Source organism: Streptomyces sp. NBC_00859, assembly GCF_045161865.1.
Taxonomy (GTDB): Bacteria; Actinomycetota; Actinomycetes; order Streptomycetales; family Streptomycetaceae; genus Streptomyces.
Genome location: NZ_CP108826.1, coordinates 3657106 through 3673245 on the forward strand (window position 1 = coordinate 3657106; position 16140 = coordinate 3673245).

A 16140-nucleotide genomic window follows, 5' to 3' on the forward strand; every position below is an offset into this window, starting at 1 on the left:
CGTGGTTCACGGCAAGACAAGCAAGGCCGGACACGGTGTGTGTCCGGCCTTGCTCCATGCGGTGGGATCAGCCCAGCGTGTCCGCCGCGGCCGGGGACGAGTCGCGCAGGAACTCCGTGCAGCGCTCGTACTCCGCCTTCTCACCGATCGACTGCGCGGCGCGCGCCAGGGCGTGCAGGGCACGCAGGAAGCCACGGTTCGGCTCGTGGTCCCACGGCACGGGGCCGTGGCCCTTCCAGCCGGCCCGGCGCAGCGAGTCGAGACCGCGGTGGTAACCGGTACGGGCATAGGCGTACGACTCGACGACCCGGCCGTGCTCGAAGGCATCGTCGGCGAGCTGCGCCCAGGCGAGGGAGGAGGTCGGGTACTTCGCCGCCACATCGGCGGGGGCAGTGCCGGCCGCGAGGAGCTCGCGGGGTTCGGGGTCGTCCGGAAGACGGGTCTCGGGAGGGCCCCCGAGCAGATTCTCGTGAATGGACATGGAAGCCAGTCTGCCTGGCCGCGGCGGCGACACGTGCCGGGGGCGGTGGAACCGGGCATCTCCCGGGTGATCCGGACGGGAGCCCCGCTACTCCCGCACGGCCCGGATCGCCCGTACGAGCGCGTCGGCGCCCGCCTCCGCCTTCTCCCGCGGGCATCCCGCGTTGAGCCGGACGAACCCCTCAGCCCGGTACACCGAACCCGGCATGATCGCCACCTTCTCCACTTCGATCAGCTGCCGCTGGAGGGCCGCGCTGTCGATGCCCAGCGGGCGCAGATCGATCCAGGCCAGATATCCGGCCTGCGGCGGCGCCCAGCTCAGCTCGGGGAAGGCCGCGTTCAGCCGCTCGGCGAGCATCGACAGGTTCGCCGCGGTGTACGCGCGTACCGCGTCCAGCCAGCCCGCGCCATGCCGGTACGCCGCGATGTGCGCCGTCAGCGAGAGCACTGCGGGCGAGGCCAGCCCCTCGGCCGTCTCCATGCGGGTGAGGTATGCCGCCCGGTCGTCCGGGTCACCGATGATGCCGTAGGAACCGGTCAGTGCGGGAAAATTGAACGCCTTGCTGCCGGAGGTGATGAGCGCCCAGCGCCCGCTCCCGTACCGGGTCCAGGGCAGGTGCCGGCGCCCTTCGTGCACGAAGTCGGCGTGGATCTCGTCGCAGATCACCGCGGTGCCGTACCGCTCGGCGAGTGCGGCGAAGCGGCTCAGTTCGTCGTTGGTCCACACCCGGCCGGTGGGGTTGTGCGGCGAGCAGAGGAGCAGCACCTTGCTGTCCGGCCGGGCGAGCTGCCGCTCCAGTTCCGCGTCGTCGTCGACCGCACAGCCGCGCAGCTCCCGGCCGAGGCCGGAGACCGCCTTGGTGAAACCGTCGTAGGTGGGCGTGTGGACCACGACGCCGTCGCCCTCGTCCGTCCACATCCGCAGCAGTTGCGACAGCTGGTTGAGGACGGAGGGCCCGTACACGAGCCGGCCGGTGTCGATCCGGGTGTCGAAGCGGGTCGCGTACCAGTCGCGTACGGCGTCCCGGAAGTCCCCGAGGCGCCAGTCGGTATAACCGAACACGCCGTGGTCGATCCGCTCGCGAAGGGCCGCGAGGACCTCGGGCGGGCAGCGGAAATCCATGTCGGAGATGGTGAAGGGCAGCAGCCCGTCCACGCCGAACCGGTCCGCGACCCCGTCCCACTGGACGCTCCAGGTACCGCGCCGGTCGACGGCCGTGTCGAAGTCGTACTCCATGTGCGGCACCTCTCTCTGGCCCGGGAAGCTGCGGGTATGACGCGGGCCCGGCACCCCTGGTCGGGATACCGGGCCCGGCGTGACGGACGTGCCTACTTGATGCGGGTGCCCGTGGAGCGCAGGTTCGCGCAGGCCTCGGTCACACGCTTGGCCATACCGGCCTCGGCGGCCTTGCCCCAGGTGCGGGGGTCGTACGTCTTCTTGGAGCCGACCTCGCCGTCGACCTTCAGGACGCCGTCGTAGTTGCGGAAGACGTGGTCCACAACGGGGCGCGTGAAGGCGTACTGGGTGTCGGTGTCGAGGTTCATCTTCACGACGCCGTTCTCCAGCGCGGTGGCGATCTCCTCCGCGGACGAACCGGAGCCGCCGTGGAAGACGAAGTCGAACGGCTGGCTGCCGGCGGGCTTGCCGTACTTGCTGGAGACGCCCTCCTGCAGGTCCTTCAGCAGCTCGGGACGGAGAACGACGTTGCCCGGCTTGTAGACGCCGTGCACGTTGCCGAAGGAGGCGGCGAGCAGGTAGCGGCCCTTCTCGCCCAGACCGAGCGCCTCGGCGGTACGCAGCGCGTCATCGACGGTCGTGTACAGCGAGTCGTTGATCTCGTGGCTGACACCGTCCTCCTCGCCGCCGGTCGGGGTGATCTCGACCTCAAGGATGATCTTCGCGGCAGCAGCCTGCGCGAGCAGCTCCTGGCCGATGGCCAGGTTGTCGGCGAGGGTCTCGGCGGAGCCGTCCCACATGTGCGACTGGAAGAGCGGGTTGAGGCCGGCCTCGACGCGCTTGCGGGAGACCTCGAGCAGCGGACGGACGTAGCCGTCGAGCTTGTCCTTGGGGCAGTGGTCGGTGTGCAGCGCGACCGTGACCGGGTACTTCTCGGCGACGATGTGCGCGAACTCGGCGAGCGCGACCGATCCGGTGACCATTTCCTTGGCGTACTGGCCGCCCAGGAACTCCGCACCGCCGGTGGAGATCTGGATGATGCCGTCGCTCTCGGCCTCGGCGAAGCCGCGCAGCGCCGCGTGCAAGGTCTGGGTCGAGGTCACATTGATGGCCGGGTAGGCGAACTTGCCTGCCTTCGCCCGGTCGAGCATCTCGTTGTAGACCTCGGGGGTTGCGATGGGCATCTGTCCGCTCCTTGGGATGTGCGGGTGTGCGTAACTGGTCCCTGACCTGGGGGCGACGTCATCGTCACCGCCCATCTTTCCAGACTCCTGGCCCGGCTCCACCTGGCGTGGTGCCTTGACCCGGCGGGCGGGGTGTGGTTTCACGTGAAACCACACCCCGTGTGCTCAGAGGCCCAGGTCACCCTGGCCGTACACGAAGATGTACGGAACCCCGGCCTTGGCGATGACTTCGGCGGCTCCGGTGTCGCGGTCCACGATCGTGGCGACGGCGACCACCTCACCACCGGCCTCGCGCACCGCCTCGACAGCGGTCATCGGAGAACCACCGGTCGTCGAGGTGTCCTCGACGACCAGGACGCGGCGGCCCTTGATGTCCGGGCCTTCGATGCGGCGCTGCATCCCGTGCGTCTTGGCAGCCTTGCGCACGACAAAGGCGTCCAGCGTCTTTCCGCGGGCGGCGGAAGCGTGCAGCATGGCGTCCGCGATCGGGTCGGCTCCCAGCGTCAGCCCACCGACGGCGTCGAAGTCCAGCCCGTCGGTGAGGTCCAGCATCACCTGGCCGACCAGGGGCGCGGCCACACCGTCCAGGGTGATCCGGCGCAGGTCGATGTACCAGTCGGCTTCGATCCCCGAGGAGAGCGTCACCTTGCCGTGCACCACGGCCTTGTCCTTGATGTGCTGGAGCAGGTCAGCGCGTACGTCAGTCATGCCCCCGAGCTTAGGGGGCCTTGAACTGCAGCTCAGAGGCGGCGCCAGCTCCAGGTCGTCGCGATCTCCAGTGGATCGAGGAGCGTCACCAGGCGCGGCAGCGTGTTCAGACCGTTCGGCGGGCCGGACTGGGGCTCGACACAGACCGCTTCGGCCTGTTCGTCGTAGATCACGACCCATTCGTCGCGGCTGTGCACCTTCAGCTCCAGCTGCTCGGGCCAGGTGAGGGTGACATCCACGCCGTCAGGCATCCCGAAGCAGTCGTCCCAGGGGCCGGGGAGGGGGGCGATCCGCTTGCCCGTGGGCAGGTGGTCGTCGCCGCGCTCCTCCTGCCAGGCGGCCGCGAAATCGAGCTGCGCGTCACCACCGGCGCCCAGATTCCGCCGGAACCAGGGATGCCAGCCGGCCTGCGCCGGGAACGAGTCGCCGTAGGTCTCCACACCGAGGGTGAGCGTCAGGGCGGTCTCGGTCAGCTCGAAGGTCTGGGTGACACGGCCGGTGTACGGCCAGGGGTCCGCCAATTCATAGGTGAACACCCCTACACCCGGTCCGTCGACACTGCCGGGCCGGGACTGCTGCCAGCCGGTGTTGCGTCCGGTGCCGTGGATGGCGTGCGGCGGGGAATTCAACGGCAGCTGGTGCGGCGTACCGCCACTGCTGAACCGGCCGTTCCCGGTGCGGCCGCACCAGGGCACCATCGGGAAACAGCCGAACTTGGCTCCCTGGCGCAGCAGTTCGGTGCCGCCGATACGGAGGCTGCTGATACGGCACCCGTGCTCGGGGCTCACGGTCAACTCGACGTCGCCGGCGACGAGCCGGACCTCTTCGCTACTCACGCCCCGACCCTAACGGGGCGCGAGCCGATCGGCCGGACAGAACCTGAGTTCAGCGCCTGCGCCTCAGAGCCCTGCCCACCACGACCGCCGACGCCACGGCCAGTGCCGCCGCGGGTGCCGCCCAGCGCAGGGTCGCACCTGCCGCCCCCGAGGACGGGGCAGGCACCGGGGCGTAGCGGCCGCGGGGCGGCGCGTGGTCGACCTCCTCCGCGCTGCGGCCGATCATGGTGCGGCGGGCATGCGCGGCCTCCACCGGAGGGTCGCCCGGGACGATCCCCGCATCGTCCGCCGGTTCCAGCGACGGCGGCGGAACCTCCGCGTCGAACACGGACGGCTGCTCCCCCGGGCTCGCCCCGGCACCGGCCTCGGGCGCAGAGCCTTCCTCAGGCGAAGACCCCTCCTCAGATTTCGAGCCGTCCTCAGGGACCGAGCCGCTCTCCGGTGCCGAGCCGCTCTCCGGTGCCGAGCCGCTCTCAGATCCCGAGCCGCCCTCAGGTGCCAAGCCGCTCCCAGAGTCCGATCCGCTCCCAGATGCGGAGCCGGACACCGAATCGGGCTCCGGGCCCTCTTCCTGGTCCCCGGCCTGTGCTGCGGCTCCCTGTCCCCCGGCCCCGCCCTGCGCCTCGGCCCGCACCCGGTCACCGAACCGGTCCAGCAGGCGGTGCGCTGCCGCCAGCACCGCCTCGGGGGGAAGGTCCGCCAGACGCCCATCGGCCGACTGGACCGTCCCGCTACACGTGAGAGTCGCAGCCACTCCCGTGTCGGCAGCGGGCTCAGCACCGGGCTGGGTACCGGTCTCGGTCAGCCGCAGCTCCAGCGAGAGTTTCACCGAGCCCGGTCCGCGCACCTCCGCACCCTCGCCATGAACCGTGAAGCCACCGTCCCGGTCCGTGATGCGCATGGTCCCGCGGTACGTGATCGTGTGACCGTCGATCCTGACCTTCAGCCGGCCCGCGAGCAGGCCGTCCGTGCTGTCCGCGTCCTGTTGGAATCCCGGTACACAGCGGGCAACCCGGGCGGGGTCCGCCAGGACCCGTCGGACGGACTCTGCCGGAACCGGAACGACCACCTCATGCTCCATGGAAGTCGAGCCTACTCAGCCACAGCCGACACGTCTGCCTTTCGGGCCCCGCCAGTACGGGCCTGCCCACGGGCAGCGCAGCCTGCGTGCGTCCGTCCCGCGCCGCCTGCTCCGTCCCCCGGCAGCGGACACCCGCCCGTGCCTCGGGTCACCCCCCGTACCGCGGATGCACCAAGGTCGACGGCGCGACACCGGACGGCCGGCCCGTCGCCAGTGACCAGGGGCCTGCCCCGGCCGGACCCAGTGCCGGACCACTGCGGGCCGCCAGGACGAAGCCCCAGTCGCTGGGGCCCTTCGCGGCGCCGTTCGCCCGGTCGGGGCCCCCGGCGAACCCGGCGCCACGGCCCGAAGCCCGGTAGGGGACCGCCCGCAGGCCGGCCGCCCGCACTGTCGCGTCGACGGTCCAGAAACTCCCCGGCCGGGTATCCACAGGGCCCGCGTGGACGGCCAGCCGGCCGCCCGGGGCCAGCGCCCGCGACACCAGTCCGTAGAACTCCTCCGAGTAGAGCTTGGTGCTCGCGGTGATCCCCGGATCGGGCAGATCCGATACGACCACGTCATACCGGGGCCTCGGCGAGCGCAGCCAGTTGAAGGCGTCGGCGGTGACCACGCGCAGCCTCGGGTCGCGGTACACGTGCCCGTTGAGCGCGGAGAGGCCGGGATCGGTGCGGGCAAGGCGCTCGACACCCGGATCCAGCTCGACCAGCGTCACCGACGCCACGCCACGGTGGCTCAGCACCTCGCGCGCCGCGAGGCCGTCGCCGCCGCCCAGGATCAGTACGTTCCGGTGCGGGCCGCGCATCGCGGGATCGACCAGCGCCCGGTGGTACTGGCGCTCGTCCGCACCGTCGACCCGGAGCCTGCCGTCCAGGAAGAGGTCCAGGGTGCCGCGCGCCGACCGGGTCAGGACGATCTCCTGGACGCGGGTCTGCTCGGCGACCCGGACCTGCCCCCCGTACACCGCTCTCCTCGCCGCCTGCTCGAAATCGCCCACCAGTGCCGTCGCGGTGGCCAGCACGGCGAGCACCAGCACGTTCAGCACGATCAGCCACCACCGTGCGCGCGTCGCCAGATCGCGCCGGAAGAGCCACAGCACCAGCGCACCGCCCACCACGGCGTTGACCGTGCCGGTGAGCAGCGCCCCGGTGAGCTGGCCGAGGAGGGGGAGGAGCAGGAAGGGGAAGGCAAGACCGCCTACCAGCGCCCCCACGTAGTCCGCCGCGAACAGGTCGGCCACCGTGCCGCCCGCGTCCTGCCTGGACACCCGTTGGATCAGCGTCATCAGCAACGGGATCTCGGCGCCCATCAGCACACCGATCGCCAGCGAGAAGCCGACCAGGGCAAAACGGGAACCGCCGCCGCCGGCCCAGGCGAACGACCCGTACAGCACGAGGGCCGAGCCGCCGCCGACCAGCGCCAGCGCCGCCTCGACCATGCCGAACCCCACGGCGGCGCGGACCCGCAGCCGTTTGGCGAGCAGCGAGCCGATGCCCATCGCGAAGACCATGACGGACAGCACGACGGACGCCTGCGTGACGGAGTCCCCGATCAAGTACGAGGCGAGCGCGACCAGTTCGAGCTCGTACACCAGCCCGCAGGCAGCGCAGACGAAGACAGTGGCCAGCACCAGCAGCCTGCCGGTCCTCGGGCGAACGGAGAGCCGCGCGTCCTGGGTTTCGGGGGGCGCGGTCTGGTCGATCATGCTACGAACGCTACGTTACGACACGCGCACAACTTGTCACCCACAAGGGTGTATTCAGGCTTCGACGGGGATACGCACCCCGACCCGTGTGCGGGTCACCACGAGCTGACCCTCCTGTGGATAGGCATGCCAGGTGCGCCAGTGCACCTGGCCCTCGTGCCGCTGGGCGAGCATCGCTGTGAAGGCGTGCGGCGAGCCCGGGAACGTACCCGCGAGGCCGTTCGGATGGTCCGCGACCAGCGCGAGGAGCTCCTGAGCACGTCCGGCGAACGAGCAGTCCGAGAGCGTCTCGACGCAGGCCGCGAACTCGTAGCCCCAGTCGCCCACGCGCTCCGCGACACCGAGCGGTAAAGGGGTACTGCTCCCCGGAATGCAGGCGACGGTCTCGGAACAGAGGCCGCCTTCCTCCTCCAGGAGCACTTGGTGGGAGGCGCCGAGGAGCCTCATCTGGAGTTTGGCGCCGCCGAGTTCGAGGTCGAGGACCGCGAGCGCGGGCAGCGGCTCGCGTCCCAGCGCCCAGGCCAGATCGGCGGCGCGCGTGTCGGTGTAGGCAGTACTGAGGGTCGTGAGCATGGCTGGGCTCCGCAAACACACAATCGGCAGATGGACGGGGTTCTCCCCGGAGCAGGTGTCAGGGAAAGAGACGCCGGCATGGGCCACGGTCAGGTCTCAGGTCCGAGGGCTGCTTCTTCTCACATGGAGGGAATCACGAAGTACGCGACGGTCACAGCGTTTTTACCCAACTTGACGGGGTTTCCATCCCCTCGGGGGCTCCACTGTTCATACGTTCAACAAACTCACGGTAAGCGAAGTGCGGGGTGAGACGGCAGGTGAGCTGTGGGGCCGGCGGTGCGGTTTCGTACCGGATCACGGATGGCCGGGAAACGGCCCGCAGCACGGGCACCCACCGGATCAAACAGAAGGCGCCCGCCGGGGGTTGACCCGACGGGCGCCTGGGGGAGGGAGGGGAGTCCGCTCCCCCGGCAGGACACCGGAGAACGGACCGGTGTCAGCTGGAGCCACCGCAGCCGCCGCCACCCCCGCAGGACGAACCCCCGCCGCACGAAGAACCACCGCCGCAGGACGAGTGGCCGCCCCCGCCGCACGAGTGGTGGCCGCCCGAATGACCGCCCGAATGACCACCCGAGTGGTGTCCGCTGCCGCCCGAGTTGTTGTCCCCGGCCCACCAACTGCCGCCGTCGGCCGCGCCGCCCGCAGCGGTCGAACGGGCCCGGCGGCCCTTGCCCGAGCCGTCGCGCTTACGGTCGGCCGCCACCAGCGCGACCAGTGCGACCACTACCACTGCCAAGATGAAAAAGCCCATGGCCCTCACCTCTCTCCGTCCGGCGCGGCGGGGTCCCCCGTCGGCCCCGCCCGGTTGCCGGGCTTCTTGTGTGACAGGCCAATCCCCGGTGCACGCGGGCTCAAGCAGGAGTTGAGGAAGTCCAGAGGTTCGGCGCAGGATGGTCGCCATGACCACTACGGGAAGCCCCACGGGACACGTCGGCGGTCGGCCGCTGCTCAACCGCCGTCTCGACGGACTGGGTACGACGATCTTCGCGGAGATGTCGGCGCTGGCCACAGCGACCGGGTCCATCAACCTCGGGCAGGGCTTCCCGGACACCGACGGCCCGGATTCGGTACGCGAGGCAGCGGTACGGGCACTGCGCGAGGGCAAGGGGAACCAGTACCCACCGGGTCCGGGCGTACCGGAGCTCCGCACCGCGATCGCCGACCACCAGCGCCGCTTCCACGGCCTCACCTTCGACCCCGACACCGAGGTCCTGGTCACCGCGGGCGCCACCGAGGCCATCGCCGCAGCCATGCTCGCCCTGCTGGAGCCCGGCGACGAGGTCATCGCCTTCGAACCGTTCTACGACTCGTACGCCGCCTGCATCGCCATGGCGGGCGCCGCCCGCGTACCGCTGACGCTCCGCGCACCGGACTTCCGCCCCGACCTCGATGCCCTGCGGGACGCCGTCACGCCCCGCACCCGGCTGCTGCTGCTCAACTCGCCGCACAATCCCACCGGCATGGTCCTCACACCCGACGAGCTGACAGCCATCGCGGAACTGGCCTGCGAGCGCGATCTGCTCGTCGTCACCGACGAGGTCTACGAGCACCTGGTCTTCGACGGCGTCCACCACCCGATCGCGGCGCTGCCCGGAATGCGCGAGCGCACCGTCTCCATCTCGTCGGCGGGCAAGACGTTCTCCTTCACGGGGTGGAAGGTCGGCTGGGTCACGGCATCGCCCGCGCTCGTGGCCGCGGTGCGCACCGCGAAGCAGTACCTGACCTACGTCAGCGCCGGGCCCTTCCAGTACGCGATCGCCGAGGCCCTCCGGCTGCCCGACTCGTACTTCGACGGCTTCCGTGCCGACCTGCGCGCCAAGCGCGACCTGCTCGGCGACGGCCTGCGCGCGGCCGGGTTCGAGGTCTACCGCCCCCAGGGCACGTACTTCATCACCACCGACATCACACCCCTGGGCGAGAAGGACGCCTACGCCTTCTGCCGCGCCCTCCCGGAACGCTGCGGCGTCGTCGCCGTCCCCAACTCGGTCTTCTACGACGACCCCGACGCCGGCCGCAGCCAGGTCCGCTTCACCTTCTGCAAACGCGAGGACGTCCTCACTCAGGCGGTGGGCCGGCTGCGGAAGGCGTTCGGAGACTGAGCCGAGCACCACGGTCAATGGGCGGACCGCAGTGTGCGCCGCCGTGCCGCAGTGGTCGTCGCGGACACTCCCGGCCCCCTGGCCGCGCTGGACTCGGCGCACGCCCGGTGAGGGCGTCTCGGTGGTTGGCGGCGAACAGCGCAGCCATGGAGGGCACATCGGCCTCAGCCGCATACCGGTACCGCTTCCGCGAGCCCTGCGTGCCAAGCGCGACATCCTCGGCAACGGCCTCACGGCAGCACGGTGCGGCGTGGCCTCGGTCCCCAACTCGGCCTTCTAAGACGCCCCACAGGCCGGCCGCAGCCAGGTTCGCTGCGCGTTCCGCGAGAGGAAGGACGTCCCGCGCGAGGCCGCTTCACGCCCGCAGCGACGGCAGGCGGCCCGAACGGCGTTGAGGCATGGGCCGTGACACCGGGGGGTGTCCCTACCACCGTTCCGGATGGCCACCCCATCGTGCGGGCCTGCGCCGTTCGGGCATCGTGAGCCAGGCGCGGGGAGGGCGAGGGTTCGCAGCCCCGCAGCCGACCGCCTCAACAGCCGGGATCGCTACGACGGGGGAAGAACACGTGACCAAGTACAAGCGCACGCTGGGTGGAGCACTCACGCTGGCCGTGGCGGTCGGCGTCCTGGGAGGAACGCTGCCGGAAAGCGTCGCCGCCGCGTCATCCGGGACCGTATCCGCAGCCGCACCGTCCCTCCATGCCCCCGACGACGCCCGGCTGCCCGCCCTCCTGCGCCGGCTGACCACTGTGGACGGTGCGCCAGGGGCGCTCATCGAGACGAGTAGCCGGCGTGGCAGCTCGTCGCTGACCAGCGGTGTCGCGGACGTGCAGAGACAGACGCCGGTGCGCGGCGACAGCAGGTTCCGGATCGGCAGCATGACCAAGACGTTCGTGGCGACGGTCGTGCTGCAACTGGTGGGCCAGCACCGCGTGGCCCTGGATGCGCCGGTCGAACGCTACCTGCCAGGCGTCGTCCGCGGACCCGGCGGCGACGGACGGGTGATCACCGTCCGGCAGTTGCTGCAGCACACCAGTGGCCTGCCCGACTACCTCACCTACCTCAGCCCGCAGGACATCCTCAAGGACCCTCTCGCCCACCACGACGCTCGCGACCTGGTGAACATGGCCCTCGCCAACCCTCCGGCCTTCCCCACGCCCGGCGCCGGTTGGAAGTACTCCAACACCAACTACCTGCTGGCCGGCATGCTCATCGAGAAGGTGACCGGCCACACCTACGGTGAGGAGATCCGCCGACGCGTCATCAGGCCGCTCGGGCTGCGCGCGACGTCCGTACCGGGTGACAGCCCGGCGATTCTCGGTCCGCACCCCCGCGGATACGCACGGCCCGGCTCTGACGCGCCGCTGATGGACGTCACCGCGATCAACCCGTCGGTCGCGGGCGCGTCCGGCGAGATGATTTCCAGCGCATCCGACCTCAACCGCTTCCTCGGCGCGCTCGTAGGCGGCAGGCTGCTGCGTCCGGCGCAGCTCAAACAGATGATGACGCCCCCGCCGAACCTCGCTTCGGACGGCCGGTATTACGGACTGGGCCTGGAGCGCTGGACCCTGCCCTGCGGCGGAGTCTACTGGGGCCACGGTGGCGACATCTTCGGGTACGAGACCCTGGGCGGCGCCACGGCCGACGGCAGACGGGCGACGGCCATGGTGAACGTCGACCCGGGCGGCACGGACGCCCAGGACGACGACATGCGGGCCGCCGTCGAGACTGCGCTCTGCGAGGGCCGGCCCCCGGCGGCTCGCTGACGCCCGCCGCCATGTGGCAGCCCTCACCGAGCGATACGGGTGTACGAAGGAGGGCTGGCCCGGATAACTGCCGCAGCCACACAGAACGGTGCGGCGCGGTCGTGGTCCTGCACTCGGTCTTCTGCGACGACCCGGACGCCGGCCGCGGCCAGTACCGGGAGTCCCGAGCCCACGGCCGGCTGGATTCGGTGCGGTGGCGGTGCTGGTGAGTCGGCGAGGTGGGCTCTGCCGACGGGGGCGGCGTTCCTCGGCCTGCCGGCAACGGCGCTGCCCTCACTCGTGGTGGCGGTCCGGCCGGTTTCCCCCAGCGCCCAGTTGGCGCAGGAGAGCACTATGGCGGAGTCGACTCTCTCCACTGGAACGGATCGGCATTCCACCTGGAAGGCGACTGGGGGAAGGCCGAGGTGGAATCTTCGCTGCCGACCATCCAGATCCATACATGACCGGCACAGCACAACGCAGACGTGAAGGTGTCCATCCTGACTGCCCTCAGGGGTCCTTGCACTATGCCCACCCGGAGCGGCTTCGGGCCGCCGAGAGGGACCGCCCGGACGTCCTGCCTCCGGTGGAATGCGATCGGCCAGGCCAAGGTCTGCGTGATGTCAGGGACGTCGGCCACAGCGATGGCGGCTCATGGGTGATCCCGCTCCTCAGTCTGTCGCCACGCGGCCGGCGTACCGCTGGCTCCAGCCGGTGCCGGTGTCCGCGGTGACGAGTACGTCGTAGTAGCCGTCGAACGTCGGGCAGGTGACGGTGGCGGACTTGCCGGCGGCGACGCTGTGAGTCCGACCGCCGCCCTGGTGGCCGTCGGCCTTCAGGGAGTACCGCACCGTGCGCGTCCCGTCGTTGTGCAGGGTGAGCCGGACCATCCCGTGAGAGCCGCCCACGAGGTGTACGTCGACGCGCGGGATCCCGGTTTTCTGCTGGGCGGCGGGGGCGACTTGACCGGCGAAGGACCGCAGGAAGCCGTCGGGGCCGTAGATGGAGAACGCGTACTTGCCGTCGGTCTTCCGCGCATCCCATGTGTACCGGCGCGGATCGGGCGCCGACACGGTGTACGGCGTGTTCGAGAAGTCCTGGTGGGCATCGGGGAAGACCTGCAGGCTGACCGCCTTGCCGGCCGGCCCCCCGGCGAGCGTCATCAGGGCGGTCACCGTACGGGCGGAGCGGTCCTCGGTGAGTGTGGCGTGCGGGTGGAAGGTCAGGCCGCGGTGCTTCATCCTGTCGGCCGTCATGGGCGGCGGCGTGCCGTTGACCGGATCAGCGATGATCACCGGGCCCGGCCTCGGACGGGCGAAGTCGACAGCACTGGTCAGGTCACCGGCGATGGAGCGGCGCCACGCGGTGATGTTCGGGCTGGTGAACGGCTTTCCCAGGTACTTCGCCCAGGTTTCGAGGAACTTGATCGTCGAGGTGTGATCGAAGACCTCCGATGCGACGTACCCCCCGCGTGTCCACGGCGACACGAGCAGCATGGGGACCCGCGGACCGAAGCCGTACGGCGTGTCACCGGCGTACTCGCCGGCGGTGCCCGGCTCAGGACGCGGCGGAAGCACATGGTCGAAGATGCCGTCGTTCTCGTCGTACGAGATGATCACCAGCGTGTGGTCCCAGATATCGGGATTGCTCTGCAGGGTCTGCAGGACCTTGTTCATGCAGCGCTCGCCGTGCACCGTGTCGAAGGCAGGGTGTTCGCTCCACGCGGCCGGCGTCACGATCCACGAGACCTCCGGCAATGGGTGCTCCGCACCCGGTCGGCACGCGGCGATGAAGTCGCGCAGCACGCCGTTCAGGTTCTCCTCGGAGTCGTCGTTCACCACACCGGTGTCGGCGTAGAGGAATGAGTTCGCCTTCCAGATCTTCCCGGTGCCCTCCGCGAGGTCGGAGTCACTCGCGGTTCGTGGGTCGAACGCCCGGAAGCTGTTCGTCACATTGCAGCCGTACTCCCCGACGAAGCCGCTCTGGAGGCTTCCCATGACGCCGTTACCGCTGTTGTCCGAGTAGACGCGCCAGTTGATACCGGCCGACTGCAGCTGCTCGGGCACCGTCAGCCAGGTCCGGCTGTAGTCGTTCTGGCCGGCGTTGGTGGTCTCACCGTTCGCAGTACCCGTCATGAGGTAGTACCGGTTCGGGACGGTCGGCCCGTGCAGAGAGCAGAAGCTCATGTCGCAGACCGTGTACTGCGAGGCAAGCGAGTACATCCAGGGCATCGTCCCGGGCAGGTAGTACCGCATGGCGTTCGTACCCTTGTCCACCACCCAGGTATTCCATCGGCCGCCGTTGGCGCCGTAGAAGTTGTGGTTGCAGCCGTTCTGGCTGGTCGAGGCGAACGGCGTGACGATGTTGCCGGCGGCGTCACGCTGCTGGAAGACGGTGGTGCCGTCCTGGAACGTGAGCACCTGCCTGTCGCTCTGCCCACGCACACCGGGCAGTTGGCCGAGATAGTGGTCGAACGAACGGTTCTCCTGCATCAGGATCACGACATGCTTCAGGTCGGCCATGGTGCCGCTGTAGCCCTTGGGCAGGACGTAGCCCGGTTCGCGGTGGCGCCGTCCGCCCGCGGCGACGGCCTCGGCGGGGTCGAGGCCGACGGCCACCGCCCCCGCCGCAAGGCCGGCCGTCTGGAGAAACCGCCGCCTGGGGAATCGCGCGCCCTGCCCGACGTGTCTGTCGGCGGGCTCTGGCTCAGGATGGGTCTCAATCGTCATCGGGAATACCTTCTGTCGTCGATCCGCAAGCGGGCCCAGGGCTTGTCACACCGTGAGGAGGAAGCCCGAGCCGGCACATGCCCGGCCGCGCGCGAACGGTATCGGCACCGCAGACGAAATGTCAGGGGTGCGCGCCCGAATGGTTCGAGGTCATGTCGTGGGCCGTGGAGGACTTCCGACGTACCGGGCACCCGTCGTACACGAGAGCCATCACGGGATGTCCGACGCCTCCGGACTGAACCTGACGTTACGTCACACTCCCTGTCGCTCGGCGTAGTTACCGAGGGCATGAGGCGCGAGGCATGAGGCGCTCAGCCACGGCCCGCGCACAGAGCGGCTCAGGTGCCTGCGTCCGGCTCCTGGGCCGACATCGCCGTTCGGCGAGAGGGGTGTTCCCGCGTTCGGCGAGAGGGGCGTTCTCGCGTTCGGCCGGCGCCGTCGGAGCGCCGCAGGCGTGGTGGCGGTGACCTGTTCCGCGCTCACGGCGACCCGGAGGCGGGCCGGACCCCCAGTGCGCGTCACGTTCCGCAAGCGGGACGACGCCCTCCGGGACGCAGCCGAACGGCTGGAGGGGGCCTTCAAGCGCTGGGCGCTGCCCTCATGAAGCCGGGCCCGCCCCATCACGCCAGGGAGCTTGCCCGCAGGCGCAGTCCCTGGGCCGTGGAGGGTCGCGCAACGGTGACCGGCGTCGGCAACTGCGAACAGCTCGGCAGCGGGCCACGGAATTGATGCAGCCACTCGCCGGCCTCTACAAGAGCCCCACCTCGGAGAGCCGCTGCCATGCGGTGCGAACGTGAGCCTCAGTGAACAGGCGCTGCTTGCGCTGATTCCACCCGCTGATGCATTCTGCCACCGCACCCGGGGTCGACGGGGGAACAACAAGCTCTTCTGCGGCGAATAGAACAGTACTCAACAGTTCCATGCCGAAAGCATCTTCAAATCCAGCCGTCAGTTTTTGAAATCGGTTCGCGATCTCTTCGAACTCTGGAAGCTGTTTCAACAGCAGCTCAGCATCAGTCACTGACTTGCCGTCTAGTTCCAGGACTGCCTGAGCTCCACTGGTGCCGTCTCCGAACCCCGTGACAAAGTGGCCCTCCATTGCCGACACCGCCCTGTCCAGTGCCTGCGAGTAAGGACCATACGTCCCCTTCTCGTAGCGAAGTCCCAACGGTAGATGCAACTTCTGCAAGAAGTATGCAACCTTATGCGCTTCGAGAAGAGAAACGCGGGGTTCGAACGCAAGGCCGCGCGAAATCCCGCTGCGGATGTAGCGGTCGAGCGCGGCGAGGAAGGCGGCACGCTCACGGGTCATGAGAGGCGCTTGGGTGGCGTTCGGCATGGAGGATGCTTCGGGCGCGCCCAGCGGCTGCCAGACTCGGACCTCGACCCCGGGGATCGTCCCCAGTACTTGCGAGATCATCGGCTCGACCTCCCGCCACGAGAGGCCGCCATTTCCACAGCCCAGCGGCGGGACAGCGATGGACGTGATCCCCCGCTCAACGATTTCGTCACGCAGCGCAACAAGCCCCGATGCGATGTCTTCAATTCGAGACGGCGTGCGCCAGTGACGCTTCGTGGGGAAATTGATGATGAATCTCGGGCCAACCACTTGCCCGACCTCATGCACATGCATTTTACCGACGACGACATCGCCACGATCACATGACGCTTTATAGTCCTTGAAGTTCTCCGGATAGGCCCGCTTGAACTGCAAGGCAATACCCTTGCCCATGACACCCACGGTATTGACCGTGTTAACAAGGGCATCGACATCCGCCACGAGCAGATTGCCGGTGCCGTGCGTGATCATCGTTGTCCTTCCTCGA

At 69.5% G+C, this 16140-nt stretch carries 13 protein-coding genes; 2 read left to right on the plus strand and 11 right to left on the minus strand.

Annotation, left to right across the window (positions count from 1 at the left end; all coding sequences use genetic code 11):
* Window positions 1–67: 67 nt before the first annotated feature.
* The 9 genes from OG584_RS15725 to OG584_RS15765 all read right to left on the minus strand — a co-directional run bounded on the left by OG584_RS15725 (window position 68) and on the right by OG584_RS15765 (window position 8492).
* Window positions 68–481, minus strand: a complete 414-nt coding sequence (locus OG584_RS15725) for a DUF3151 domain-containing protein (protein WP_405778456.1) — start codon at window positions 479–481, stop codon at window positions 68–70.
* Window positions 482–568: 87 nt separating this feature from the next.
* Complete coding sequence (locus OG584_RS15730; protein ID WP_405778457.1) at window positions 569–1717, minus strand: MalY/PatB family protein; 1149 nt, start codon at window positions 1715–1717, stop codon at window positions 569–571.
* A gap of 92 nt (window positions 1718–1809) precedes the next feature.
* Window positions 1810–2841, minus strand: coding sequence for a class II fructose-bisphosphate aldolase (fbaA, locus tag OG584_RS15735; protein ID WP_405778458.1), 1032 nt, complete (start codon window positions 2839–2841; stop codon window positions 1810–1812).
* 165 nt (window positions 2842–3006) lie between these two features.
* Window positions 3007–3549 (minus strand): orotate phosphoribosyltransferase, encoded by a 543-nt coding sequence (gene pyrE / locus OG584_RS15740; RefSeq protein ID WP_405778459.1) that lies wholly within the window; start codon window positions 3547–3549, stop codon window positions 3007–3009.
* 32 nt (window positions 3550–3581) lie between these two features.
* A complete protein-coding gene (locus OG584_RS15745) occupies window positions 3582–4385 on the minus strand; it encodes an aldose 1-epimerase (protein WP_405778460.1) in 804 nt (267 codons plus the stop codon).
* Between the two features lie 49 nt (window positions 4386–4434).
* A complete protein-coding gene (locus tag OG584_RS15750) occupies window positions 4435–5466 on the minus strand; it encodes a hypothetical protein (RefSeq protein ID WP_405778461.1) in 1032 nt (343 codons plus the stop codon).
* A gap of 148 nt (window positions 5467–5614) precedes the next feature.
* Complete coding sequence (locus tag OG584_RS15755; protein ID WP_405778462.1) at window positions 5615–7168, minus strand: polyamine aminopropyltransferase; 1554 nt, start codon at window positions 7166–7168, stop codon at window positions 5615–5617.
* Window positions 7169–7222: 54 nt separating this feature from the next.
* A complete protein-coding gene (locus OG584_RS15760; protein ID WP_405778463.1) occupies window positions 7223–7741 on the minus strand; it encodes a DUF2617 family protein in 519 nt (172 codons plus the stop codon).
* Window positions 7742–8177: 436 nt separating this feature from the next.
* Window positions 8178–8492 carry a hypothetical protein gene (locus OG584_RS15765; RefSeq protein WP_405778464.1) on the minus strand — a complete coding sequence of 105 codons (315 nt, stop codon included), beginning with the start codon at window positions 8490–8492 and terminating at the stop codon, window positions 8178–8180.
* Window positions 8493–8640: 148 nt separating this feature from the next.
* Between OG584_RS15765 and OG584_RS15770 the strand changes: the two genes are divergently transcribed.
* Together OG584_RS15770 and OG584_RS15775 are read left to right on the plus strand one after the other, a co-directional pair.
* A complete protein-coding gene (locus tag OG584_RS15770; RefSeq protein WP_405778465.1) occupies window positions 8641–9840 on the plus strand; it encodes a pyridoxal phosphate-dependent aminotransferase in 1200 nt (399 codons plus the stop codon).
* A gap of 566 nt (window positions 9841–10406) precedes the next feature.
* Window positions 10407–11606, plus strand: a complete 1200-nt coding sequence (locus OG584_RS15775; protein WP_405778466.1) for a serine hydrolase domain-containing protein — start codon at window positions 10407–10409, stop codon at window positions 11604–11606.
* 650 nt (window positions 11607–12256) lie between these two features.
* Here OG584_RS15775 and OG584_RS15780 read toward each other — a convergent pair.
* Both OG584_RS15780 and OG584_RS15785 read right to left on the minus strand, forming a co-directional pair.
* Window positions 12257–14314, minus strand: coding sequence for an alkaline phosphatase family protein (locus tag OG584_RS15780; protein ID WP_405778467.1), 2058 nt, complete (start codon window positions 14312–14314; stop codon window positions 12257–12259).
* 748 nt (window positions 14315–15062) lie between these two features.
* Window positions 15063–16124 (minus strand): macro domain-containing protein, encoded by a 1062-nt coding sequence (locus OG584_RS15785; RefSeq protein WP_405778468.1) that lies wholly within the window; start codon window positions 16122–16124, stop codon window positions 15063–15065.
* Window positions 16125–16140: the final 16 nt, after the last annotated feature.

What these genes read in the sequence shown, in the direction of transcription:
- OG584_RS15725 (WP_405778456.1), bottom strand. Translation starts at nt 481, where the DNA reads ATGTCCATTCACGAGAATCTGCTCGGGGGCCCTCCCGAGACCCGTCTT.
- OG584_RS15730 (WP_405778457.1), bottom strand. Translation starts at nt 1,717, where the DNA reads ATGGAGTACGACTTCGACACGGCCGTCGACCGGCGCGGTACCTGGAGC.
- fbaA (WP_405778458.1), bottom strand. Translation starts at nt 2,841, where the DNA reads ATGCCCATCGCAACCCCCGAGGTCTACAACGAGATGCTCGACCGGGCG.
- pyrE (WP_405778459.1), bottom strand. Translation starts at nt 3,549, where the DNA reads ATGACTGACGTACGCGCTGACCTGCTCCAGCACATCAAGGACAAGGCC.
- OG584_RS15750 (WP_405778461.1), bottom strand. Translation starts at nt 5,466, where the DNA reads ATGGAGCATGAGGTGGTCGTTCCGGTTCCGGCAGAGTCCGTCCGACGG.
- OG584_RS15755 (WP_405778462.1), bottom strand. Translation starts at nt 7,168, where the DNA reads ATGATCGACCAGACCGCGCCCCCCGAAACCCAGGACGCGCGGCTCTCC.
- OG584_RS15760 (WP_405778463.1), bottom strand. Translation starts at nt 7,741, where the DNA reads ATGCTCACGACCCTCAGTACTGCCTACACCGACACGCGCGCCGCCGAT.
- OG584_RS15765 (WP_405778464.1), bottom strand. Translation starts at nt 8,492, where the DNA reads ATGGGCTTTTTCATCTTGGCAGTGGTAGTGGTCGCACTGGTCGCGCTG.
- OG584_RS15770 (WP_405778465.1), top strand. Translation starts at nt 8,641, where the DNA reads ATGACCACTACGGGAAGCCCCACGGGACACGTCGGCGGTCGGCCGCTG.
- OG584_RS15780 (WP_405778467.1), bottom strand. Translation starts at nt 14,314, where the DNA reads ATGACGATTGAGACCCATCCTGAGCCAGAGCCCGCCGACAGACACGTC.
- OG584_RS15785 (WP_405778468.1), bottom strand. Translation starts at nt 16,124, where the DNA reads ATGATCACGCACGGCACCGGCAATCTGCTCGTGGCGGATGTCGATGCC.